The sequence below is a fragment of the Aquabacterium sp. genome (genome assembly GCF_016195855.1).
Taxonomy (GTDB): Bacteria; Pseudomonadota; Gammaproteobacteria; order Burkholderiales; family Burkholderiaceae_C; genus Aquabacterium.
The window spans coordinates 15,633-37,688 of the sequence record NZ_JACPYU010000024.1 but is presented as its reverse complement, the minus strand read 5'-3'; the positions used below and the strand labels follow the sequence as shown (position 1 = coordinate 37,688).

General features: G+C 64.8%; 22 protein-coding genes and 3 tRNA genes. 20 read left to right on the top strand and 5 right to left on the bottom strand.

Annotation, left to right across the window (positions count from 1 at the left end; translation table 11 throughout):
• Positions 1 to 39 precede the first annotated feature (39 nt).
• From HY019_RS19505 to HY019_RS19430, 16 genes are all read left to right on the top strand, one after another.
• Positions 40 to 915: an SPOR domain-containing protein gene (locus tag HY019_RS19505; RefSeq protein WP_290695386.1), complete on the top strand. Its 876-nt coding sequence runs from the start codon at positions 40 to 42 to the stop codon at positions 913 to 915.
• A complete protein-coding gene (locus HY019_RS19500; protein WP_290695384.1) occupies positions 915 to 1,442 on the top strand; it encodes a CvpA family protein in 528 nt (175 codons plus the stop codon). Before HY019_RS19505 ends, HY019_RS19500 begins: the two co-directional genes overlap by 1 nt.
• Positions 1,443 to 1,472: 30 nt before the next feature.
• Positions 1,473 to 3,002 (top strand): amidophosphoribosyltransferase, encoded by a 1,530-nt coding sequence (gene purF / locus HY019_RS19495; protein ID WP_290695382.1) that lies wholly within the window; start codon positions 1,473 to 1,475, stop codon positions 3,000 to 3,002.
• A gap of 69 nt (positions 3,003 to 3,071) precedes the next feature.
• Positions 3,072 to 4,331, top strand: a complete 1,260-nt coding sequence (locus HY019_RS19490) for an O-succinylhomoserine sulfhydrylase (protein ID WP_290695380.1) — start codon at positions 3,072 to 3,074, stop codon at positions 4,329 to 4,331.
• Positions 4,328 to 5,749 (top strand): glutamate--tRNA ligase, encoded by a 1,422-nt coding sequence (gltX, locus tag HY019_RS19485; protein WP_290695377.1) that lies wholly within the window; start codon positions 4,328 to 4,330, stop codon positions 5,747 to 5,749. Before HY019_RS19490 ends, gltX begins: the two co-directional genes overlap by 4 nt.
• A gap of 117 nt (positions 5,750 to 5,866) precedes the next feature.
• Positions 5,867 to 5,942: transfer RNA gene (locus tag HY019_RS19480), tRNA-Ala, on the top strand.
• A gap of 76 nt (positions 5,943 to 6,018) precedes the next feature.
• A tRNA-Glu gene (locus HY019_RS19475) sits at positions 6,019 to 6,094 on the top strand.
• 50 nt (positions 6,095 to 6,144) lie between these two features.
• Positions 6,145 to 6,221: transfer RNA gene (locus HY019_RS19470), tRNA-Asp, on the top strand.
• A 256-nt stretch (positions 6,222 to 6,477) separates the two neighbouring features.
• Positions 6,478 to 6,966, top strand: a complete 489-nt coding sequence (locus HY019_RS19465; protein ID WP_290695374.1) for a group II truncated hemoglobin — start codon at positions 6,478 to 6,480, stop codon at positions 6,964 to 6,966.
• A gap of 16 nt (positions 6,967 to 6,982) precedes the next feature.
• Positions 6,983 to 7,807 carry an NAD(+)--dinitrogen-reductase ADP-D-ribosyltransferase gene (locus HY019_RS19460; RefSeq protein WP_290695371.1) on the top strand — a complete coding sequence of 275 codons (825 nt, stop codon included), beginning with the start codon at positions 6,983 to 6,985 and terminating at the stop codon, positions 7,805 to 7,807.
• A complete protein-coding gene (gene draG / locus HY019_RS19455; RefSeq protein ID WP_290695368.1) occupies positions 7,800 to 8,753 on the top strand; it encodes an ADP-ribosyl-[dinitrogen reductase] hydrolase in 954 nt (317 codons plus the stop codon). The genes HY019_RS19460 and draG overlap by 8 nt, the downstream gene beginning before the upstream one ends.
• Positions 8,750 to 10,453, top strand: coding sequence for a SagB family peptide dehydrogenase (locus HY019_RS19450; protein ID WP_290695366.1), 1,704 nt, complete (start codon positions 8,750 to 8,752; stop codon positions 10,451 to 10,453). The genes draG and HY019_RS19450 overlap by 4 nt, the downstream gene beginning before the upstream one ends.
• The gene (locus HY019_RS19445; protein ID WP_290695364.1) at positions 10,450 to 11,262 is read left to right on the top strand and encodes an ankyrin repeat domain-containing protein; all 813 of its coding nucleotides are present in this window, start codon (positions 10,450 to 10,452) and stop codon (positions 11,260 to 11,262) included. Before HY019_RS19450 ends, HY019_RS19445 begins: the two co-directional genes overlap by 4 nt.
• A 14-nt stretch (positions 11,263 to 11,276) precedes the next feature.
• Positions 11,277 to 11,708, top strand: a complete 432-nt coding sequence (locus tag HY019_RS19440) for an ArsC/Spx/MgsR family protein (RefSeq protein WP_290695362.1) — start codon at positions 11,277 to 11,279, stop codon at positions 11,706 to 11,708.
• A gap of 21 nt (positions 11,709 to 11,729) precedes the next feature.
• Complete coding sequence (locus tag HY019_RS19435; RefSeq protein ID WP_290695359.1) at positions 11,730 to 12,167, top strand: Ohr family peroxiredoxin; 438 nt, start codon at positions 11,730 to 11,732, stop codon at positions 12,165 to 12,167.
• A 35-nt stretch (positions 12,168 to 12,202) separates the two neighbouring features.
• Entirely contained in the window at positions 12,203 to 12,442 is a 240-nt protein-coding gene (locus tag HY019_RS19430; RefSeq protein WP_290695356.1) for a hypothetical protein, read from the top strand.
• Positions 12,443 to 12,464: 22 nt separating this feature from the next.
• On the opposite strand, the gene HY019_RS19425 is transcribed toward HY019_RS19430, so the two are convergent.
• The gene (locus HY019_RS19425; protein ID WP_290695353.1) at positions 12,465 to 13,991 is read right to left on the bottom strand and encodes a DUF2779 domain-containing protein; all 1,527 of its coding nucleotides are present in this window, start codon (positions 13,989 to 13,991) and stop codon (positions 12,465 to 12,467) included.
• A 138-nt stretch (positions 13,992 to 14,129) separates the two neighbouring features.
• Between HY019_RS19425 and HY019_RS19420 the strand changes: the two genes are divergently transcribed.
• Complete coding sequence (locus HY019_RS19420) at positions 14,130 to 14,774, top strand: glutathione S-transferase C-terminal domain-containing protein (protein WP_290695350.1); 645 nt, start codon at positions 14,130 to 14,132, stop codon at positions 14,772 to 14,774.
• Positions 14,775 to 14,793: 19 nt separating this feature from the next.
• Here HY019_RS19420 and HY019_RS19415 read toward each other — a convergent pair whose 3' ends face one another.
• The 4 genes from HY019_RS19415 to HY019_RS19400 form a co-directional block, all read right to left on the bottom strand.
• Complete coding sequence (locus HY019_RS19415) at positions 14,794 to 15,150, bottom strand: hypothetical protein (protein ID WP_290695348.1); 357 nt, start codon at positions 15,148 to 15,150, stop codon at positions 14,794 to 14,796.
• A 3-nt stretch (positions 15,151 to 15,153) separates the two neighbouring features.
• Entirely contained in the window at positions 15,154 to 16,857 is a 1,704-nt protein-coding gene (locus HY019_RS19410) for an ATP-binding protein (protein ID WP_290695346.1), read from the bottom strand.
• Positions 16,858 to 17,037: 180 nt separating this feature from the next.
• Positions 17,038 to 17,541, bottom strand: coding sequence for a MaoC family dehydratase (locus HY019_RS19405; RefSeq protein ID WP_290695344.1), 504 nt, complete (start codon positions 17,539 to 17,541; stop codon positions 17,038 to 17,040).
• A gap of 32 nt (positions 17,542 to 17,573) precedes the next feature.
• Positions 17,574 to 18,527, bottom strand: coding sequence for a DMT family transporter (locus HY019_RS19400; protein ID WP_290695342.1), 954 nt, complete (start codon positions 18,525 to 18,527; stop codon positions 17,574 to 17,576).
• Between the two features lie 170 nt (positions 18,528 to 18,697).
• Between HY019_RS19400 and HY019_RS19395 the strand changes: the two genes are divergently transcribed.
• From HY019_RS19395 to HY019_RS19385, 3 genes are read left to right on the top strand one after another with little or no spacing between them, the layout of a single operon-like run.
• Entirely contained in the window at positions 18,698 to 20,086 is a 1,389-nt protein-coding gene (locus HY019_RS19395) for a phosphomannomutase/phosphoglucomutase (RefSeq protein WP_290695340.1), read from the top strand.
• Between the two features lies 1 nt (position 20,087).
• Positions 20,088 to 21,452, top strand: coding sequence for a 3-deoxy-D-manno-octulosonic acid transferase (locus HY019_RS19390; RefSeq protein WP_290695337.1), 1,365 nt, complete (start codon positions 20,088 to 20,090; stop codon positions 21,450 to 21,452).
• A gap of 48 nt (positions 21,453 to 21,500) precedes the next feature.
• Entirely contained in the window at positions 21,501 to 22,025 is a 525-nt protein-coding gene (locus HY019_RS19385; RefSeq protein WP_290695335.1) for an FxDxF family PEP-CTERM protein, read from the top strand.
• Positions 22,026 to 22,056: the final 31 nt, after the last annotated feature.

Sequence of the window (22,056 nt, the reverse complement as noted above, 5' to 3'; positions counted from 1 at the left end):
CCCATTTTTCGTCTGACTGCCACCCTTCATCCACCGAGCATGCCGCTGCCTTCGTTTCTCCAGCGCTTTCGCCGAAAGGCCTCACCGGGCCAGGCTGCGGACGCCGTGTCCTTGTCGCCTTCGGACGTCGAGGCCACGCGGGCTCGTGCACGCCGGCGCCTGGTGGGCATGGTCGTGCTGGTCGTGGCCGGTTTGATCGGTTTCCCCTGGTTGTTCGAGACCCAGCCGCGCACCATGTCGTCTGATGTGCAGATCGTGCAGGCCGGTGGGGACAGCGGCAGTGAAGTGCAGATCAGCGGCGCGGTACCGCCGCGCTCGCCTCGCAGCGTGGCGGGGCGTGTGGCTGTCTCCGGCATCGTGGCACCGCCAGCGCCTGCCGAGCAGGATGAGCCACCGGCGACGTCTGCCGGCAAGCCGCCCGTCGCGGCCGTGGTGGACGAGCCCGCACCGCGCGTGGCCTCGCGCTCCGTGGCGGCGAGCAAGCCGGTTGCCAAGCCTGCAGACAAGCCGGCCCAGAAACCGGCTGACAAGCCCGCAGAGAAGTCAACGGACAAGTCGGCCGACAAGCCTGCGGCCAAAACGCCTGCCAAGGAGTCAGCCAAGGAGCCTGCCCGCGATGCCGCCAAGGACAAGCCCAAAGATGCAGCCAAGTCCGGCGACAAGCCAGGCGACAAAGACAAGGCCGCCACCCGCTACGTGGTCCAGTTCGGCGCCTTCGCGGACGTCAACACCGCCCACGAGGCCCGCATGAAGATCGAGCGCCTGGGCCTCAAGACCTACGCCCAGCAGGTGGACACCCCGGCCGGCAAGCGCATCCGTGTGCGCATGGGCCCCTACACCGACAAGGCTGATGCCGAGAAGGCCATGGCCACCTTGCGCAAGGCTGGTCTGAATGGCGCGTTGTTGACTTTGTGATGGATGGCGCAAGCGAAACCGGGGCCTACGCCTGGACCCTGCCGGATCTGCTGCTGTTGGTGGGCCTGGGCCTGTCTGTGGTGGTGGGGATTTGGCGCGGGCTGGTCAAGGAGTTGCTCTCGCTGGCGGGCTGGGCCGTGTCCTACTTCTGTGCGCAGTGGTTTGGTGCTGGCATGGGCGCGAACCTGCCCGTCGGGCAGCCCGGTGAGCGCCTGAACGTGCTGGCCGGCATGGTCGTGGTTTTTGTCCTCGCCTTGCTGGGGTGGGCCCTGATATCGTGGGCGATCACGCAGGTGGTGAGGGCCTCGCCACTGAGTGCGCCTGATCGCTTGCTCGGGGCAGGATTTGGTTTGATGCGCGGCGTGGTCGTGGCGCTGGCGGTGGTGACCCTGGTGGGCATGACGCCGGTGGCCAAGTGGCCAAGCTGGCAGGCATCGCGCGGCGTCGCGTGGATGCAAGGGTTGTTGAAGGGGCTTCGCCCCGTGTTGCCCGAGCAGGTGATCCAATTCCTGCCTGAGCAGCCTTGAAGTTTTCAGTTTTTTTGCAAGAGGTGAACCATGTGCGGCATCGTTGGTGTGATTTCCAAGACGCCCGTCAACCAGTTGATCTATGACGCGCTGTTGCTGCTGCAGCACCGCGGTCAGGACGCCGCCGGCATCGTGACAGCCGGCCCCGATGCGCATGGACGCAAGTTCTTCATGCACAAGGCCCGCGGCATGGTGAAAGACGTTTTCCGTACCCGCAACATGCGCGCCCTGCCGGGCACGGTGGGCCTGGGCCAGGTGCGCTACCCGACAGCCGGTAACGCCTTCAATGAAGAGGAGGCGCAGCCCTTCTACGTGAACGCGCCCTTTGGCCTGGTGCTGGTGCACAACGGCAACCTGACGAACGCCCATGCCTTGCGCAAGGAGCTGTTCGACATCGACCGTCGCCACCTGAATACCGACAGCGACACCGAAGTGCTGCTCAATGTGTTCGCGCATGAACTCGAACTGGCCGGCCGTGAACTGCCCTTGACGCCTGCGGCCGTGTTCACGGCTGTGCGCGCCGTGCACAAGCGCATCAAGGGCTCGTATGCCGTGATCTGCCTGATTGCCGGTTACGGCCTGGTTGCCTTCCGCGATCCCTTCGGCATCCGCCCCCTGTGTTACGGCGAGGCTGACCTGCCTGAAGGCCGCGAGGTGATGTTGTCCAGCGAGTCCGTGGCCCTGGAGGGCACCGGCCACCGCTTCGTGCGCGATGTGGCGCCAGGCGAGGCCCTGTTCGTCGACCTGGACGGTGTCGTGCACGCCGAGCAGTGCGCCGAGAAGACCGTGCTCAACCCCTGCATGTTCGAGTACGTCTACCTGGCGCGCCCGGATTCGGTCATGGATGGCGTGTCGGTCTACCAGGCCCGCCTGGAAATGGGCGAGACCCTGGCCCAGCGCGTGATCTCGACCATGCCCCCATCCGAGATCGACGTGGTGATCCCCATCCCCGAGTCCAGCCGCCCATCCGCGATGCAACTGGCCCAGAAGCTGGGCAAGCCCTATCGCGAAGGCTTCGTGAAGAACCGCTACGTCGGCCGCACCTTCATCATGCCGGGCCAGGGCGTGCGCAAGAAGTCCGTGCGCCAGAAGCTCAACGCCATCGGCCTGGAGTTCAAGGGCCGCAATGTGCTGCTGGTGGACGACTCGATCGTGCGGGGCACCACCTCCAAGGAAATCGTGCAGATGGCCCGTGAGGCCGGTGCCAACAAGGTGTACCTGGCTTCGGCTGCGCCGCCCGTGCGCTTCCCCAACGTGTACGGCATCGACATGCCCACCAAGGCCGAGCTGGTGGCCCATGGCCGCACGCTGGAAGACATCCGCCAGATCATCGGCTGCGACGCCCTGATCTACCAGGACGTGGATGCCATGAAGAAGGTGGTGGGCAAGCTCAACCCGAACATCAAGGGCTTTGAGGCCTCGTGTTTCGATGGCGTGTACATCACCGGTGATGTGAGCGCCGAGGACTTCGCCGCCATCCAGTCGCAGCGCCTGACGCAAAAGGGTGAGGACGAGGCCAGCAACTCGCGCCTGGCCTTGCAGAGCCATCAGGACGAATGACCGTTTGACTGCATCCGGGCTCGCTCAGTCGAGCCCGGTGCGCTTTCAAGAAGAGACAGGAGGCCCGACATGGCCGACTCCGAATCCAAGAAAAAATTGCCGCGCAAGGACCTGCCGCCCGATGCCCGCATCGAGACGCTGGCCGTGCGCGAAGGCCTGCCGCCTACGCAATGGAATGAGAACTCCGAAGCGCTGTTCCTGACCAGCAGCTTCAACCATCCTGATGCGGCCACGGCGGCGGCACGCTTTGCGAACGAAGAAGAAGCCTTCATCTATTCGCGCTTCACCAACCCCACCACGATGATGTTCGAGCGCCGCCTGGCTGCGCTTGAAGGCACCGAGGCGGCGATTGCCACCTCCAGCGGCATGAGTGCCATCCTGCTGCTCATCATGGGCTTGCTCAAGTCGGGTGACCACGTGGTGTGCTCGCGCAGCGTGTTTGGCTCGACCATCACCTTGCTGCAGCGCGAGTTCGGCAAATTCGGTGTCGAGTCGACCTTCGTGTCGCAGACCGACCTGGCCGAATGGCGTGCGGCCCTCAAGCCCAATACCAAGCTGTTCTTTGCCGAAACGCCCAGCAACCCGATGACCGAGGTGTGTGATGTGGCCGCGCTGGCCGAGATCGCGCACGCGGCGGGCGCCCACCTGGCCGTGGACAACTGCTTTTGCACACCGGCCCTGCAGCAGCCTGCCAAGCTGGGTGCGGACTTCATCGTGCACTCGGGCACCAAGTACCTCGATGGACAAGGCCGTGTGATGGCTGGTGCACTGTGTGGCCCCGATGCCTTCATCAACGGGCCCTTCATGGCCACCATGCGTGGTGCGGGCATGTGCCTGTCGCCCTTCAATGCCTGGGTCGTGCTCAAGGGTCTGGAGACGCTGTCTATTCGCATGGCCGCGCAGAGTGCCAACGCGCTCAAGCTCGCGCAGTGGCTGGAGCTGCAGCCTCATGTGGACAAGGTCTACTACCCCGGCTTGCCCAGCCACCCGCAGCACGAGCTGGCCATGAAGCAGCAAAACGGTTGTGGTGGTGCGGTCGTGTCCTTCACGGTCAAGCCCGTGGCAGGGCAGGGCGATGTGGCCGCGCGCCAGCGCCAGAGCGCCTTCCACGTGATCGACAGCACGCGCCTGTGCTCGATCACCTCCAACCTGGGTGATACCAAGACCCTGATCACCCATCCCTCCAGCACCTCGCACGGCCGCCTGAGCGAAGAGCAGCGTCTGGCTGCCGGCATCACGCAGGGCATGATCCGCGTGGCCGTGGGCCTGGAACACATTGACGACCTCACGGCCGACCTGGCTCGGGGTCTTGACAGTTTGACCGTATGACACAAGTCCCTTCACAAGTAAGAACCCGCTTTGCCCCATCCCCCACGGGCTTCATCCACCTGGGCAACATCCGCTCGGCCCTGTATCCATGGGCCTTTGCACGCGCCAACAAGGGTGTGTTCATCCTGCGCATCGAAGACACCGATGTGGAACGCTCCTCGCAAGAAGCCGTGGACGTCATCATCGAAGGCATGAAGTGGCTGGGTCTGGACCACGACGAGGGCCCTTACTACCAGATGCAGCGCATGGACCGCTACAAGGAAGTGCTGCAGCAGATGCTGGACAAGGGCTTGGTCTACCCCTGCTACATGAGCACGGCCGAGCTGGACGCCCTGCGCGAGCGCCAGATGGCCAACAAGGAAAAGCCCCGCTATGACGGCACCTGGCGCCCGGAGGCCGGCAAGACCTTGCCGCCCGTGCCCGAAGGCGCCAAGCCCGTGCTGCGTTTCAAGAACCCACAAGGCGGTTCAGTGGTGTGGGAAGACAAGGTCAAGGGCCGCATCGAGATCAGCAACGATGAGCTGGATGACCTGGTGATCGCGCGGCCTGACGGAACGCCCACCTACAACTTCTGCGTCGTGGTCGATGACATGGACATGGGCATCACGCACGTGATCCGCGGCGACGACCATGTCAACAACACCCCGCGCCAGATCAACATCCTGCGCGCCTTGGGCCAGGAGCCGCCCGTGTACGCCCACTTGCCCACCGTGCTCAACGAGCAGGGCGAGAAGATGAGCAAGCGCCATGGCGCCAAGGCCGTCACGCAGTACCGCGACGAAGGCTATCTGGCCGATGCCATCGTGAACTACCTGGCCCGCCTGGGCTGGAGCCACGGTGACGACGAGATCTTCTCGCGCGCACAACTGGTCGAGTGGTTCAACCTGGACCACCTGGGCAAGAGCGCCGGCCAGTTCGATGAAGCCAAGCTGCGCTGGGTGGCCCAGCAGCACATGAAGACCGCCGACGATGCCTTGCTGGCTTCGCTGGTGGCCGAGCAGTGGGGCAAGAGCGGCATCACGGTGCCCACGGAACTGCAGGGCGGCTCGGACAAGCTCAAGGCCATGTGCGCCTTGTTCAAGGACCGCTGCGCCACCACGGTGGAACTGGCCGACTGGCTGGGCATGTATGTGGCGCCGGTGAGCCCCTCTGTCGACGAGCTGGCCGCACAGGTGACCGATGCGACCAGGCCCGCCCTTGCCGCGCTGGCCCAGCGTCTGGCATCTGTCGCCTGGGACAAGGCGGCCATCAACCAGGCCATCAAGGACACCATCGGCGAATTCGGCCTGAAGATGCCGCAAGTGGCCATTCCCGTGCGCCTGCTGGTGTGTGGCCGCGCGCAGACGCCTTCGGTGGACGCGGTGCTGGCACTGTTCGATCGCGATGTCGTGTTGCAAAGATTGCAGAAAATTGACTGAGGCTTGCCAAGAGCTAAAAAATCGGTATATACTCTCAGTCTCGCTTGAACGACGCTTTGTTCGAAACGACAAGGCAGCCGGGCAACCTGGAAGATGGCTTGAAAGAGCAATCGAAACGGGGGTATAGCTCAGCTGGGAGAGCGCTTGCATGGCATGCAAGAGGTCAGCGGTTCGATCCCGCTTACCTCCACCAAACAACCAAAAGTTGCACGGTGGTCTGGTTGCAGTGTTGCCGAGTTGAGCGTCGATCAGGTTGTATGAAGGATTAAGTCCCCTTCGTCTAGAGGCCTAGGACACCACCCTTTCACGGTGACTACAGGGGTTCGAATCCCCTAGGGGACGCCAAGTTTGACGGCGCTTGGGTTGCATGTGCAGCCGAAGTCGTCTGCCACTGCGGAGTGGTAGTTCAGTTGGTTAGAATACCGGCCTGTCACGCCGGGGGTCGCGGGTTCGAGTCCCGTCCACTCCGCCAAATATGCAAAGCCCTGATGCGCAAGCGTCAGGGCTTTTTGCTTTTGGTTTTTACCTTGTGCATTACTGGCCATCTGGTTTGTGAAGCCGGTACGTGGGGTTTGTTTGGAATCCGACAAATTCATTTCGGCCACCTCCCGCTTGCCTCAGCCCTCAACTGTGGTTTGGCCGCCTATTTCCCTGGGCGGACGGGCGTTGCAGCCTGCTCAGGCTCGCGCCGATGCGGGCTTGGTATGACTGTTGCGATGCAGTCTTGCATGAGCGCCCCGACCATTGCCCCAAGCCAGAACCCGCACTACGTCCGCCTGGGTGGCCACGAGCCCATCGTGCGCCTGGTCGATGCCTTCTACCTCGCCATGGACACCCTGCCTGAAGCGGCCACCATCCGTGCCATGCATGAGCCGGACTTGCGCACCACCAAGGGCGTGCTGGTGAAGTACCTCAGCGAGTGGCTGGGCGGGCCCAAGCTCTATGCGCCCGAGCGGGGCGCGCCGATGCTGCGCAGGCGCCATCAGCCCTTTGCCATCGACTCGGCGGCGCGTGATGCGTGGATGGCGTGCATGAGGCAGGCCTTGAGCGAGGTGTGCACGGATGAGCCCTTGCGCGCCGAGCTGGAAGCGGCCTTCTACAAAGTGGCCGACTTCATTCGCAACACCGATGACGGCGGCAGCACGCGCCCGCACCCGGGCAGGCCACGCGAGGTGCAGCCCGATGCCGTGGCCGCGCCGCACAGCTCGTTGAGTTGAGCTGCATCACAAAGCCGTGAGCCATGTCGAGCACCCGCACACCTGGTACACGACCAATCTGGTTGGCGTGCCTGCGCATGTGCTGGCCAGCATCGAGTTCAACACCCACCCGGTGGCGCTGCACATCGTCGGCACGCGTGAAGCCCATGCCGGTCTCTTTGCCTTGCTGGACACCAGCCATGATCCTCAGGAGGCCGGCGACATGTTCGTGCACTATCTGAGCCTGGCTTTTGGCTTGCAGCCGGCGGCCGAGCCCAGCTCCCCGGCAGAGGCCCGACGCTGGCGCGCCAGCTACATCAAGCTGCTGCAAAGCTGGGGTGTGGACAGCAATGGCCAGGCGGGTGCGGTGCTCAAGGGCTGGGTGGAGAGCCGCTTCGGGCTGGTGCCATGCTTTCACCGCGCCAGGCTGGAGCGCTTCCCGTCTCCCGCGTGGGTGCGGTATCTGGAAGAGAAGGCCTCCAGCCGCTTTCACAACAACTGCATCCATCAGCAGCTGGATCTGCTCTACGAGTTCTGCCAGTGGGCGCTGCAGCGCTTCAAACCCTTTGGCGATCAAGCCCATGTGCCTTTGTGGCGGGGCATCACGCGTTGTGAGGAACAGATCGTGGACGGCACGCTCGGGCCGGGGCGGCGCCAGCTGGCGGTGCAACTCAACAACCTCGTGAGCTTCGCCATGAGCTCAGACCAGGCCGAGTGCTTTGGCGACTGGCTCTTGCGTGCCGAGGTGCCGCTGGTCAAGCTGCTGTTCTACCCTGGGCTGCTCAAGCAGGTGCCCTTGTCGGGCGAGGGCGAGGTGTTGGCCATCGGCGGGCTCTACCAGGTCGAGGCGCGTTATGCATGATGTCCTGGAGCGCCAGCCTGACAGGGTGCCCGTGGCCATGGGCCGCGTGCGCCTGTTCGACCATGCCCTGGGCGCCTACCTGGGGCTGGCCCTGGGCGATGCCTTGGGGGCGACGGTCGAGTTCATGACGCCGCGCGAGATCGCGCATCACCACGGCGTGCACCGGGACATCACCGGCGGGGGCTGGTTGCACCTCAAGGCGGGGCAGGTGACCGATGACACGACCATGAGCCTGGCCTTGGGCGACGCGTTCTTGCTGGGTCAGCGAGAAGGGCGCCCCTTTGATCGTGGCTTGATGGCCGATGCCTTCGTGGCCTGGTGGCGTGGCAAGCCCGTCGATTGCGGCAACACCTGCCGACGCGGCATCGTGCGTTACCTGAGTGATGGCTCCCTGGAGGGGCCGCCCAATGATGGCGATGCGGGCAATGGCGCCTTGATGCGCAACCTGCCCGTGGCGCTGGCCACGCTGGGCCGGCCCGAGGCGCTGCGCAGCGTGTCGATGGCGCAAGCCCGCATCACGCACCACCACCCCTTGTCGGACGCGGCCACGGTGGCCTTCGGGCAGATGCTGCATGTCTTGCTGACCCAAGCTGAGCCTCAGCATGCCTTGCCCGCGTGCAAGGCGATTGCGCAGGAGCTGGTGAAGCAGCACCCCCAGTTCGGCTATGAGCCTTATCCAGGGAGGGCCACAGCCTATGTGGTCGACACCGTGCAGACGGTGCTGCATCATTTCTTTGCGGCCACGGACTTCGAGTCGGCCGTGGTCGGGGCGGTGAACCAGGGTGACGATGCGGACACCACGGGCGCCCTGGTGGGCATGCTGGCTGGCGCGCGATTTGGTGCCCAGGCCTTGCCCAAGCGCTGGCTCAGCAAGCTGGACCGATCGGTTCGCATGGCCGTGACTGAGCAAACGAGCGCCTTGCTGGCGCTGGCATTGGCACCATGAACACCTTCGTTGACCAGGTGAAGGCGTATCACCAGCGCACCAAGCACCAGCCGCAGCGCTATGCGGCCGGGCCCGATACGCTGGACTGGGACGCGCAGCCCAACCCTTTCAGGGACTGGATCGGCGCACCCGTGCTGCGCTTGCCCCTGGTGGCTGATCAGCTTGACACCACCTGGGGCCAGTTGTGCCAGTTGGGCGGGCCCGGCGCATGCCCGCCCAAGCCGCTGAACATCGAGGCCATCGCCTGCCTGCTGGAGCTGAGCTTTGCGCTCACGGCGTGGAAGCAATATGGCCCTGACCGATGGGCCTTGCGCGCCAACCCGTCCAGCGGCAACCTGCATCCCACCGAGGTGTATGTGCTGGTGCAGGGCGTGCCGGGCCTGCGCGATGGGCTTTACCACTATGCCCCGCGCGAGCACGCCCTGGTTTTGCGCGCCGCTTGTGCGGACAGACCGGATGCTGACCGCCGCGCAGCCCCCCAGCTCTGGATCGGCTTGAGCTCGATCCAGTGGCGCGAAGCCTGGAAGTATGGCGAGCGTGCCTTTCGTTATTGCCAGCTGGACGCGGGGCACGCCTTGGGTGCCTTGCGTTATGCCGCCGCGGCTATGGGGTGGCAGGCCCGAACGGCCGATGGGCTGGGGCATGCTGACCTGGCTCATCTGATGGGGCTGGACCGCGATGCCGACTTTGGCTTGGCTGAGCGGGAGGAGCCGGAAATGCTGGTGCGCGTTGGCCCCGGCATCCTGGGTGCGCTTCGTGAGCCCAAGCCAGTTTACGAGGCCTGGTTCGGGCAGGCCAGCCGCTTGGACACGCACCCGATGTACCGCTGGCCCGTGATTGACGACGTGGTGCAAGCAACGCGGCGTGGCGCTTTACCGGATCGGACAAGCGCCACGCCAGACGAGTCAGTGCCCGCGCCAGCGCAAGGCCGTGTGCCTGCACCTGCCTGTCGCGCCGGTGAACTGGCCGCGACCATCATCCGTGGCCGACGCAGCGCGCAGCATTTTGATCGACGCGCCACGATGCCGCTGGATGTGTTTGTGCGCATCATGCAGGCCTTGATGCCGGATGCGGCCACACCCTGGGATGCGTGGGCTGAACCTGTCCGTGTCCATCCCATCGTGTTTGCCCATCGCATTGAGGGGCTGGCACCTGGGGCCTATGTGTTGCCACGCACGCCGGGCGGTGAGGCCATGCTGAGGGCGCAACTCAAGGCCATCTCCGACTGGCAAGCGCTGGACGGCCTGCAGGATGGTTTGCCCGACGGTTTGCTACAAGGTCTGCCGTTGTGGCGCCTGGTCGAGCACCCTGGCCTGGCGGGCACCTTGCGCACACTCAGCTGCCACCAGGCCATCGGCAGCGATGCCTGTTTTGCCGTGAGCCTGGTGGCGGCGTTCGCCGAGCCCATTGCGCAAGACCCGTCCAACTATCGCAGCATGCTGCAAGAGGCCGGCCTCATCGGGCAGGTCTTGTATTTGCAGGCCGAAGCAGAGTGGTTCAGAGGCACCGGCATTGGTTGCTATTTCGATGACGCCGTGCATGACCTGTTGGGTATCGACACACCCGCCATGCAGGTGCTCTACCACTTCACGGTGGGGGTGCCGATGGCCGATCAGCGCATCACCACGGAGCTTCCCTATTCTCATCTCCAGGCCCCTCTCCAGGCGAGCCTGACGGCCACCGAAGGAACCTCATCATGAGCACATCCCGCTTTCAACGTGTGCGTGCAGTCGAGCTGGCCGATTGGCTGCAGGCGCACCCTGACGCCCTGATTCTGGACGCCCGGGAGGAGCGGCATCACGCGCAGGGCCATATGGCGGGCAGCTTGCGGCTGGATGGCCGCAACCATGAACGCCTGCTGATGCGCGAGGCCAGGAGCCGGCCCGTCTTCATCTATTGCTACCACGGCAACGCCAGCCAGACCTACGCCGACATGTTCGTGGATTTTGGCTTTGAGCAGGTGGCCGATCTGGTTGGTGGCTGGGATGCCTGGCAAAAGTCAGGGCCGGCGCCGCATCCCGCCTCCAGCGCGCAGACCGAGGAAGCGCAACTCGTGCCTGGCTTCCTGTTGGACTGGTTGAAGGGGCATGACTTTCAGGATGCCCACACTTCTGGCCAGCATGGCAACACGCCTTTGATGGAGGCCGCATGGCGCGGTGAGACCGCCATCGTGCAGGCCTTGCTGGAGCTGGGTGCGGATCTGCTGGCCGTCAACGGCGATGGCAACAATGCCTTGTGGCTGGCGTGCGTATCGAATGACCCGGCCTTGGTCATCATGCTGGCGCAAGCCGGTGTGCCGATCGACCACGTGAACGCCACGGGCGCCACCAGCCTGATGTACGCCGCCTCCAGCAGCAAGCCCGACATCGTGCGCGTGCTGCTGGCACTTGGCGCCGACCCGCTGATCCAGACGCAGGATGACTTCAGTGCGCTGGACATGGCTGCGGACCTGGCCTGCCTGCAGTTGCTGCGGGCCGCCACGCGCGCGGCCACCAAGGCCGTGGCCTGAAAAGGGCGCACACCATGGCACACCTCGTCTTCTACGAAAAACCCGGTTGCGGTGGCAACGCCAAGCAGCGAGCCTTGCTGGAAGCAGCCGGCCACACGCTGGATCGCCGCAGCCTGCTGGACGAGCCCTGGACGCGCGACAGCCTGCTGCGCTTTCTTCAAGCCTTGCCGGTTGCGCAGTGGTTCAACCGTGCAGCCCCGCGCATCAAAAGCGGTGAGATCGTGCCGGAGCGGCTGGACGCGGATGCTGCCTTGGCGCTCTTGCTGGCCGAGCACCTGCTGATTCGTCGCCCCTTGATGCAACGCGAAGACGGCGCGCGCCTGGTGGGCTTCGATACAGCCGAGGTCGAACGCTTTGTTGGTCTGCATGCCAAGGCAGAGGTGCCCGCCACCATGGAGGGCTGCGCCGCCGTGTCACCCAAGGCCTCGTGCCGAGCCACCCCTTGACCTTTTGAACAGGAGCCCCCCATGGACCTCGTCTACAAAGCCCAGATGCTGACCCAAGGTGGCCGCACCGGCACCATCCAGAGCGACGACGGCAGTTTCAAGCTCAAGCTGGCCGTGCCCGCTGCCATGGGCGGCAAGGGCGATGGGCCCAACCCCGAGCAGTTGTTTGCCGGTGCATTTGCCGCCTGCTTCGAGCAGTCCATCAGGCACATCGCCAAAAAGGGCCACACACCTTTGCGTGGTTGTTATGTGGAGGCCGACTTGTCCATGTTCATCACCTTCGAGGATGCCTACCGCATGGCCTTGACCTTGACGGTGCACATGGCCGGCTCGCTCGACCAGGAGACAGCAGACAACCTGCTGGAGCGCGCCAAGGGCATCTGTCCCTATGTGGACGCCACCAAGAACAACGTGAGCCTCACGCTCAAGGCCGTGCTGGACACGCCCGTGACGGCCTGAGCCTTTCACCAGATCAAGCAAGGAGACAAAGCGCCATGAGCACGCCAGAAGGCTTTTTTGTGGACTGGGATGGCAACGTGAGAAAGACCACCGACCCGGGCGGTGGCTATCTTTGTGATGTGGACACGGCGGCCCGCTATGTGGGTGTCACCACGAAGACCGGCACATTGGTGCATGAAGCCACGTTCTACAAGGACGAGGCCGCCATTGCCAAGGCGGGCATCAAGGCGCAACTGGTGCCCGGCAGCCACCCGTGGGGCAAGCAGGACGCCTGACCAAAGGCGAGATGCAGGGAGATCAGGCGCAGGCACTGCTCTCGAAGAGATGAACGATGAGGCGCAGCGCTTCTGTCTGGCGCTGCCCATAAGCAAGCAGGGCCTGGCGCAGGCTGTCCAGTGCGTCGCGGCTCAAGCTGCCTTGCAACGAGAGGGCAAAGGCTTCTTGCGCTTCGGTGATGCCTCGCCATTCAAAGCGGTCAGCGTTGGACTGCGGTGCAAAGGCCCGCACAAAGGAATGGAATGACCAGGACCCGCACATGTCGGGGTGGTAGGCGTGCGCCCTGGCCAGCTGAAACAGGTCCACGATGCGCGTGTCCAGCGCGTGGAGTGCACCCGCCAGGTCGTCGAAGGCCAAGGCCAGTTCCTTGATGCGGTTGCGCTCAAAACCCGCGTTGTACGCAAAGATGGGCCCGCTGCCGCACAACATATCAATGAGCGATTGGGCAAAGGCTCGGCGCGGGTCGCCCTGTTCGGTGGCCAGGAAGGCATGTTGCTGGAGTTGCGCCGGCGCAGCCTGTGCGTCGCAGGTCCATTGGAAGGGCATGATCTGGTAGGGGCGGGTGCCTGGCCAGATGGGGTGCGCAAAGCCAATGGTGTCCATGCGCAAGGTGTAGCGCGGATAGGGCAGGGCGCGAAGCAGCGTGCTCGCCTCGGGCTCCACAATGCAGCGTCCTTGCTGGACCGCACGCACGGCACGGCGGCGCCGTTGGTCGGGGAGTTCGTCCAGTGCCACGCTCATCACGTTGATGTGGCCGCGCTCGCGCAAGGTTGCGGCCAGCTCTCGCCCGACGATGTTCAGGCTCGTGGCTTGTTCTCTTTCTACGCGCCGGCTCGGTATGCCGCAGTGGCGCAGGAAGGGGCAGGGTGCTTGACAGGCATCGGACTCGGCCACAGGTGGTTCGGGGCCTCGCTCGCTGGCCCGCACGCCCACCAGCCACTGTGCAACGGGGCGTGATCCCAGCACCGGCATCAACTCGACCTCGCGATACAGCCCCGCATAGCAGCCCAGGCCCGGATACACGAAGTCGGTGTCGATCAGCATCAGCCCGGCGCTTTGAACGCGCAGGCCGCAGCGGGCAGCGACATGCGTCCACAAGGCCACGAGGTCGACGTCGGCATCGGTCCCGACCGTGGCATGTCGAACCTTGAACAGCCGCAGGCCGTGCTCACCGGCTGCGAGCACATCGATCTGCACGCGCACACCCTCATTGCTTTCCAGGCAGGCACCCAGGATGGCCCTGCCATCGTCCTGCCGCGCGCCGGCAAGCCAGCCCTGGGCCAGGCAGGCACGCGTATCCGCAATGGCCTTGGCCCAGCTCTCTTCATCAGGAGGCGGGGCAATGCACACCGCTTCAGGAAAGGTGGCGCGCAAGGTCTGATCGGTTGGCGCGCGATCGGTGAAGTGGGGATCGAACCCATTGATGAGGGCACATGGCGCGGGCGGTGCTGACTCTGAAGGGGCAACGTGACGCTGCAGCCAGTGGCGCCGGGGGCAGGCGCGCCAGCGTGTCAGATCATCCTGAGTCAAGGGCGTGGTCGAGGGCATGAGCGGGCTGCAACAAAGCAGACAATGGGCTGGCAATGAAAGGACAAACAGAACACGCACCACAGGCCGTGGCGCTGCCTTTCAACCAGGTAGCAAAGCTCGTGCGGGGCTGTCACGCATCTTGCAAGCAAGCGCCCCATGATGCTCAAGTTCTACATGACGCCCGGTTCGTGCTCCACCGGCATTCACATCCTGCTGGAGGAGCTGGAGCTGCTGTTCGAGGTCACCATCCTCAACCTGCCTGCGGGGGACCACCACCAGCCTTGTTATCTGGTGATCAACCCGAAGGGGACGATACCGGCGCTGATGCTGCCCGATGGCCATGTGCTCACCGAGTTCCAGGCCATCGCGTTCTGGCTGGCGCGCGCCTATCCCAAGGCCGGGCTGCTGCCGGATGATCCCTTGAAGGCGGCCATGGTGATCGAGTTGATGGACTATGTGGTGGGCACCGTGCATGGCCAGGGCTACACACGGATTTTCACCACGGAGGCCTATTTGCCACCGGGCTTGAGTGGGGCAGAACAAGACCGCTGGATGTCCGCCATCAAGGACCGTGGCCAGGAGATCGTCGAGCAGGCCTTCAAGGTGATTGAAGCGCGCTTGCCTGACGAGGGCTATGTGGCGGGGCCAAGGTTGACGCTGGCCGATGCGGCCTTGTTCTACGTGTTCTTCTGGGCCGACCGCATCGGCTTGAGCATGCCCGAGCGTTGCGCGGCGCTGTACCAGCGCATCCGGGCGAGGCCGATCGTGCGCCAGGTCCTGAAGGAAGGGGGCTACCGTTGAGTGCGTGTGCGGCCCTGGCTCAGTACCCGACCTCGAACCAAACCGGGTGCTTGCGGCGCAGCTCCTGCAGCAGCTTCATGGTCTGAGGCACGAGGGCGCTGACGGCATACCAGATCTCGCTGCGACGCGGCTGGATGCCGTGCCGCAGCTTGTCGTGCAACACCGCCCAGCCGTTCCAGTCCACTTCGATGAGGCGCTGGTGCAGGGCCGGCGTGACGTTGCCGATGGTGTGCGCCATGATGAGCAACTGGGCCTCGACCGCGCGCAGGGTCAGGGTACTGGCGAAGAGCTCGTCTTCGTTTTGCATTTCCTGGATCAGCTTGCCGATGGACGCGCCTGTCTCCATCACGATGTCGTAGAGCGATCGGTGGTACATGGCTCAGTCCTCCACGCCGACAGGGTCCAGCGCCCGGAACATCGCACAGCGCGCAAACACATCCAGCGTGGGCTGCAAGGCTTTGTGCTGGCAGAACTTGGCCACCAGCTTGCTCAGGCCCTTGATGTCGCGCCCGCTGGCTTGCGGGTAGCGTGCCGCCAGTTGTGTTGGCATGCCCGCATCCAGGCGCAAGCCGAACTGCTCGGCCATCACGCGCCAGATGCGCTCGCGTGCCATTTGATCTGGCTGGTGGTAGCGGATCAGCGCAATGCAGCGCGACACGATGGCCTCGTCGATGTCATCGATGCGGTTGGTGGTGAGGAACAGCAGGCCGTCGAAATACTCCAGCACACGCAGGAAGACGCCGACCACCGCATTGGCGGTGATGTCGTCGCTGCGTTGGCGGATGTAGACGTCGGCCTCGTCGATCAACATCACCGCACCCCAGCGCTGTGCGCGGGTCAACGCCTCCTTCAAGGCGCTTTCCATGGCGCTCACGCTCAAGCCCAGCTGCCCCGAGTGAACGCGGTAGAGCGGGCGGCCTGTCACCTCGGCATACACCTCGGCGGTCAGCGTCTTGCCCACGCCGGGTGGCCCCGCGCACAGCACGGTGGTGCCGCCACTCTTGCCAGCCACCACGTCCTCCTGCAGCACGTCCATCTCGGCGGTCAGGATGTCGATCAGCTCGGTCTGCTCCGTGGGCAGCACCAGCTTGTGCTTGAGCTCAGGCTGGTAGACATAGGGGGCCATGTCATCAGCATGCACCCACAGATGCTGGTGCAACTCCAGATGGAACAGGAAGAGGTAGGCGTGGACGGGCAGGGCCTTGAACAGATGGGGCGGCAGCGAGGCATCCAGCGCCTTGACCTCTTCTTCGCAGTCGAAGTCGCTGCTCTTGGATGCGCGTCGCAGATAGGGCGCCAGGATGTCGCCTGGCGACTCCAGGCCCACACCACGCGGTGGCAGGATGCCCTCGTCGTTGACCAGGCGGGCGCTGCCGCCGCTGGCGCTCAACACCACCTGGTCCTTGCGTGTCCAGTCCATGTCGCGGTGGGTGGCCGTCGGGTCTTCGGCGATGAAGCCCATGCCCATGCCCGAGAACTGCTGGCCGTAGTGGCCGCGCCAGGCGAAGTAGCGTTCGGCCGAGGCATCGTAGGCGGCCAGCAGGGCGGGCGTTTCTTTCAGGAAGCCTTTGGCCGCCAGGATCTCGGCAATGGTGTGCCCGGGCATGTCGCCCTCGGTGATGCGCAAGGACTGCGAGACCAGGTTGGCACGCGAATGGGCCTTGAGCTCCACCATGACCTTGCCCAGCTCTTCCGATGAGCCCTGCACGTAGTCGATGCGCGTGGGCACCCAGGCCAGAGGCTTGCCGTCCATGTTGGCGGCAAACAGCCAGCCGCGTTCGCTGCCTTCGGCCAGGTAGCGCACCAGGGCGGGCAGCACGCCTTCCAGCGCGTCGCCAGCCTTGAAGCGGGGGGAGGCGCAACGCATGGCCGCCACCAGCCCCCGCAACTGGGCTGCACGGCCGGCGAGCACGGCCCCGGCGTCTTCATACAGCCGCGCCAGAAACTCCAGGGCGTCCAGCGGCAAGGCCCGCGAGCGGATTTCGATGCGGTGCCCAAAGCGCAGCTGTCTCTGCAAGCCATCCAGCTCAGGAAAGCGTTCGGTCAGCGCCAGGACATCGGGGCGGTCGAGTTGCAGTTTCATCGTGGGCCTCGCATGCGACGTCACATCACATTGCGAGACCTGTGCCAACCTGCCCGGGGCAGCAGAATCAACAGCTTGGCGCGGTGCCTGGCCGGCAAGGTGCGCTCAGCGTCTGTCCGGATCAGGACAAAACCGACACAGCGCCGCGGCCCTTGTCACCAGGCGTGTCGGCCCCGAGCCTCACCCTTCCATCGGTGGCGGCGCCGGTTCGCGTCGGCCGAACATGGCCCAGCTCTCGATCACCATCACGATTTCATCGCGCTGGTTGAGGGCTTCCCACACCGTCTGCACCAGGCCCACATGCGGTTTGCTTTTCATGGGGCGGGTGGCCAACACCCGCATGCGGGCGCGGATCTCGTCGCCCACCAGCACCGGCTTGAGCCACTTGAGGCCATCCAGGCCCGGCGAGCCCAGACTGCTGGAGTCCAGGATGAAACCATCGCACATCATGCGCATCACCATGCCGGCCGTGTGCCAGCCGCTGGCCGCCAGGCCCTTGAACAGGGAGGCCTTGCCTGCCTCCTCGCTCAGGTGGAAGGGTTGCGGATCGAACTTGGCGGCAAAGTCGATGACCTCCTCGCGCTCGACCTTCTTGGGGCCGAACTCCATGGTCAGGCCTTCGGTGAAGTCTTCCCAGTACCAGCGGGGTGGGCGCTGTGCCCTGGTGGGCGCGTGTTCGCTCATGCGTGATCCTTGTGGCTTTGAAAGAAGGGGGCTCACTGTTTTTTGTCGATGACCAGGCGGGGCGGGGCTTCGTCCAACGCAGGGGTGGGCAAGGCCGCGCCGTGGTTGGACAACCAGGTGCCCAGCAGGATGACCGTGGTGCTGGCCATCATCATGGCCGTGATGCGCTCACCCAGAAACAGGGCGCCCCACATCATGCCGAAGACGGGGATCAGGAAGGTCACGGTCAGCGCGCGGCTGGCGCCAATGCGGTCGATCAGGCGGTAGAAAATCAGGTAGGCCACGCCCGTGCACAACACCGTCAGCGCCAGCAAGGCCGTCCAGGCGCCGGGGGGGACCTCGGCCCAGCTTGCGTTGCCGGGCATGGCCGCATGCGCGGGCTGTGGCCCCACCCACAAGGCCGGCAGCACCAGCAGGGCGCTGGCCACCGCCAAGGTGCCCGCACTGTTGGTCAGGGGGCTCAAGGTGGACAGGTAGCGCTTGTTGTAGTGCACGGCAAAGGCGTACATCAGGGTGGAGCCCAGTGCCAGCAGCGCACCGCCCGTGGCCCCTTCGGTCGAAAACTGGTGCCCATCGCTGGCCAGCAGCGCCACCCCGGCAAAGCTCATGCCCAGCCCCAGCGCGCGTTGCAGCGAGAGTTTTTCATGGGCCCACAGCCAGCCCACCAGGGCGCCCCACATGGGTGTGGTCGCGTTCAGGATCGACAGCAACCCCGCAGGCAGGCTGCGCGATGCCTGGCTCAAGCCCAGAAAGGGCAGGATGCTGGACAGCACGGCCGCCCCTACCAGTTGCGGCAGGTGGCGACGCAGGGCTGCGCCTTCGCGGTGCAGCACCACCAGCGGCAGCAGCATCATGGCCCCGCCCGTGACCCGGAACGCCGCCACGCCCAAAGGCCCGATGGCCGGCGAGGCCACCCGCAGAAACAGAAAAGAGCCACCCCACACGGCGGCCAGAAACAGCAATTCGATCAAGTCCCTTGGTTTCATGCGTGTCATCCTATCGAGTTCGTCAAACCCCTGATGGGTACCTCGATTCACGGGGTGGAAGCAGGCAGTGTTGCCCGAATTCACCAACCGTCACGCAGGCATCCCTAAAATCACCGGATTTGCCGCAGGCTGGGCCGGGCAGACCACCACACATCAAACGAAGGACCACCATGCAAGTTGCCGCATCCATCTTCAAGGCCTATGACATCCGGGGCGTCGTCGGGCAGACCTTGAACGAGGCCGTGGCCGAGCATCTGGGCCGTGCCTTCGGGACCGAGGCGCTCAAGCTGGGCGAAAAGACCGTGGCCATCGGCCGTGACGGCCGCTTGTCGGGCCCTTCCCTGAGCGGCGCCCTGATCAAGGGCCTGCGCTCGACCGGCGTCAACGTGATCGACCTGGGCGCCGTGACCACGCCCATGCTGTACTACGTGGCCGCCACCCGTGGCGCCGAGGGCTGCCACAGCGGCATCCAGGTGACGGGCAGCCACAACCCCAAGGATTACAACGGCTTCAAGATGGTGCTGGCCGGCCGCGCCATTTATGGTGACGACATCCAGGGCCTGCGCCAGCGCATCGAGAAGGAAGACTACGCCACGGGCGCGGGCAACCTGGTCGAGCTGAACGTGCTGGACGAGTACACCAAGCGCATCGCCGGAGACTGCAAGCTGGCCCGCCCGATGAAGATCGTGGTGGACTCGGGCAACGGCATCCCCGGCGCCTCGGCCCCCGGCATCCTGCGCGCCCTGGGCTGCGAGGTGATCGAGCTGTACTCCGAAGTCGATGGCGACTTCCCCAACCACCACCCCGATCCCTCCAAGCCTGAAAACCTGGTCGACCTGATCAAGGCCGTGAAAGAACACGGCGCCGAACTGGGCCTGGCTTTTGACGGCGACGGCGACCGCCTGGGCGTGGTCACCAAGGACGGCAACAACATCTTTCCGGACCGCCAGATCATGCTGTTCGCCAAGGACGTGCTCTCGCGCGTGCCGGGCGCGCCCATCATCTTCGACGTCAAGTGCAGCCAGCGCCTGGCGATTGCCATCCGCGAGGCCGGTGGCGTGCCCACGATGTACAAGACCGGCCACAGCCTGGTCAAGGCCAAGCTCAAGGAGCTCAACTCGCCCTTCGCCGGCGAGATGAGCGGCCACATCTTCTTTGGTGAGCGCTGGTACGGTTTTGACGACGCCACCTACACGGCCGGCCGCCTGCTCGAAATCCTCAGCAAGGTGGCCAACCCCAGCGCCGTGCTGGACGCGCTGCCCACCAGCTTCAGCACACCCGAGCTGAACGTGCCCTGTGCCGAAGGCGAGCACCACGCCGTGATCGAGAAGCTGCGCCAGACGGCCACGTTTGACGGCGCCGAGCTGACCACCATCGATGGCCTGCGTGCCGACTACCCGGATGGCTTCGGGCTCGTGCGCGCCTCGAACACGACGCCCGTACTGGTGCTGCGTTTCGAGGGCCAGACGCCCGAGGCGCTGGAGCGCATCCAGCAACACTTCATGGCGCAAATCCTGGCGGTCAAGCCTGACGCCCACGTGGGCGCTTCGGCACACTGAGTTGAGGGCGCCCGTTTTCAAACCCTGGTTGGCCAGGCAGGCCTACAGCCTGTTGCTGCGCCTGGGCACGCCCGCCTACCTGTGGCGGATCTGGTCGCGCGGCAAGGTGGAGCCTGGCTACCGCGAAGCCTGGCCACAACGCCTGGGCTTTTATGACGCGGCCTATCGGCGTGCCTGGCGCGATGGCCTGGGTGCGCCTGCGCGCCCGGTTGTCTGGGTGCATGCTGTCTCGCTGGGAGAGGCAAGGGCGGCTGCGCCGCTGATCCAGGCCTTGCGTCAGCAGCGCCCAGACATGCGCCTCTTGCTGACCAACGGTACCGCCACCGGCCGTGAAGCCGGACGTGCCTTGCTGCAGCCCGGGGATGTGCAGACCTGGTTTCCGTTTGACACGCCCGGCGCAGTCAAGCGCTTTCTGGCCATGCACCGGCCCAGCGTGGGCGTGCTCATGGAAACCGAGGTCTGGCCCAACGTCCAGCACGTGGCCAGGCGCATGGGGGTGCCCATGGTGCTGGCCAACGCCCGCTTGAGCGAGAAGAGCCTCCAACAAGGCATGAGGCTGGGCGCCTTGATGCGCCCGGCCGCACAAGCCCTGACCGCGGCGCTGGCCCAGACACCCGATGACGCCCGGCGCCTGCAGGCCATGGGCACGCAAGATGTGCGGGTATGCGGCAACGTCAAGTTCGACATGTCGCCCCCACCCACCTTGCTGGCGCAAGGCCAGGCCTGGTCCAAGGCGTCGGCGCGCCCCATCGTGCTGGCAGCCAGCACGCGCGAAGGAGAGGAGCCGGGCTTGCTGGATGCCTGGACGGCCCTGCGGCGGTCGCCCAATTGGCCGCAACTGGGTGATGCACCCCGTCTGATGATCGTGCCCCGTCACCCCCAGCGTTTTGACGAAGTGGCCAGCCTCATAACCCAAACGGGTGTATCGCTGTCACGCCGCAGCACCTGGCCCGACGGCCAGCCCGACGCCTCCGCCAAAGAGGCCGAGATCTGGTTGGGTGACTCCATGGGGGAGATGCCGGCCTATTACGCCGCGGCACACGTGGCTTTGCTGGGAGGCAGTTTTGCACCCCTGGGTGGACAGAACCTGATCGAGGCGGCGGCCTGTGGCTGCCCGGTGATCATGGGCCCCCACACCTTCAATTTTGCCGAGGCGTCCGAGTTGAGCGAGGCGGCAGGCGCGGCATACCGCGTGCCAGACCTCCGTTCTGCCGTCATGAGGAGTGTGACATTTTGTAATGGCGACATGCGATTTGACATGGCGAAAAAAGCCCGTGATTTCGGTCATCAACACAAGGGCGCAGCCCAGGGAATGGCGACCCTGATATGGGGGTTCTCCACCCCCCACGTTAGGGGTAACGTTTAGAAACAGAAACGTGCACAATACTCACATTCCAAATCGAGTGAGCCAACCATGAACACCTTCACCCGTCTCGCCGCAGTTGCCTTCGCAGTCGCTGCCATGGCTTCGCAAGTGCAAGCCAAGACCGAAGACCTCGGTGCGCTCACCTCGTCGGGCACGACTTTCGGCAACACGTTCTTCACGAACGTCTCCGACTTCACCGATTACTACACGTTCTCGATCGCTGACTCCGGCACCGTGTCGGGCACGACGGTTGACACGTCCTACATCCTGTTCTTCACCAAGGACGTGGTGCTGAACTCGTTGACTTTGACCTCGGGCGGTTCGTCCAGCGTCATCGCCAAGGACACCACGGCCAACTCCTTCACCTTCTCGGGTCTGGCTGCCGGTAGCTACTCGCTGGCAGTGAATGGCGCGGTGTCGGGTTTGTTCGCTGGCTACGGCAGCTACAGCGGCACCATCAAGGCCGTGTCCTCGCCGGTCGCTTCGGCTGCGCCTGAACCTGCTGACCTGGCCTTGACCCTGGTGGGCCTGGCTGGCGTGGGTTACATGGTTCGCCGCCGCGCTGCTCGCTGATCTTCGGTCTTTTTGCACCGATCAACAAAAC

Bases quoted from the DNA above. Each gene is read 5' to 3' on its own strand.
- HY019_RS19410 (WP_290695346.1), bottom strand. From the start codon at position 16,857: ATGAAACTGCAACTCGACCGCCCCGATGTCCTGGCGCTGACCGAACGC.
- HY019_RS19505 (WP_290695386.1), top strand. From the start codon at position 40: ATGCCGCTGCCTTCGTTTCTCCAGCGCTTTCGCCGAAAGGCCTCACCG.
- HY019_RS19490 (WP_290695380.1), top strand. From the start codon at position 3,072: ATGGCCGACTCCGAATCCAAGAAAAAATTGCCGCGCAAGGACCTGCCG.
- HY019_RS19425 (WP_290695353.1), bottom strand. From the start codon at position 13,991: ATGCCCTCGACCACGCCCTTGACTCAGGATGATCTGACACGCTGGCGC.
- HY019_RS19440 (WP_290695362.1), top strand. From the start codon at position 11,277: ATGGCACACCTCGTCTTCTACGAAAAACCCGGTTGCGGTGGCAACGCC.
- HY019_RS19420 (WP_290695350.1), top strand. From the start codon at position 14,130: ATGATGCTCAAGTTCTACATGACGCCCGGTTCGTGCTCCACCGGCATT.
- HY019_RS19400 (WP_290695342.1), bottom strand. From the start codon at position 18,527: ATGAAACCAAGGGACTTGATCGAATTGCTGTTTCTGGCCGCCGTGTGG.
- HY019_RS19450 (WP_290695366.1), top strand. From the start codon at position 8,750: ATGAACACCTTCGTTGACCAGGTGAAGGCGTATCACCAGCGCACCAAG.
- HY019_RS19395 (WP_290695340.1), top strand. From the start codon at position 18,698: ATGCAAGTTGCCGCATCCATCTTCAAGGCCTATGACATCCGGGGCGTC.
- HY019_RS19415 (WP_290695348.1), bottom strand. From the start codon at position 15,150: ATGTACCACCGATCGCTCTACGACATCGTGATGGAGACAGGCGCGTCC.
- HY019_RS19445 (WP_290695364.1), top strand. From the start codon at position 10,450: ATGAGCACATCCCGCTTTCAACGTGTGCGTGCAGTCGAGCTGGCCGAT.
- HY019_RS19500 (WP_290695384.1), top strand. From the start codon at position 915: ATGGATGGCGCAAGCGAAACCGGGGCCTACGCCTGGACCCTGCCGGAT.
- gltX (WP_290695377.1), top strand. From the start codon at position 4,328: ATGACACAAGTCCCTTCACAAGTAAGAACCCGCTTTGCCCCATCCCCC.
- HY019_RS19465 (WP_290695374.1), top strand. From the start codon at position 6,478: ATGAGCGCCCCGACCATTGCCCCAAGCCAGAACCCGCACTACGTCCGC.
- purF (WP_290695382.1), top strand. From the start codon at position 1,473: ATGTGCGGCATCGTTGGTGTGATTTCCAAGACGCCCGTCAACCAGTTG.
- HY019_RS19430 (WP_290695356.1), top strand. From the start codon at position 12,203: ATGAGCACGCCAGAAGGCTTTTTTGTGGACTGGGATGGCAACGTGAGA.
- HY019_RS19405 (WP_290695344.1), bottom strand. From the start codon at position 17,541: ATGAGCGAACACGCGCCCACCAGGGCACAGCGCCCACCCCGCTGGTAC.
- HY019_RS19385 (WP_290695335.1), top strand. From the start codon at position 21,501: ATGAACACCTTCACCCGTCTCGCCGCAGTTGCCTTCGCAGTCGCTGCC.
- draG (WP_290695368.1), top strand. From the start codon at position 7,800: ATGCATGATGTCCTGGAGCGCCAGCCTGACAGGGTGCCCGTGGCCATG.
- HY019_RS19435 (WP_290695359.1), top strand. From the start codon at position 11,730: ATGGACCTCGTCTACAAAGCCCAGATGCTGACCCAAGGTGGCCGCACC.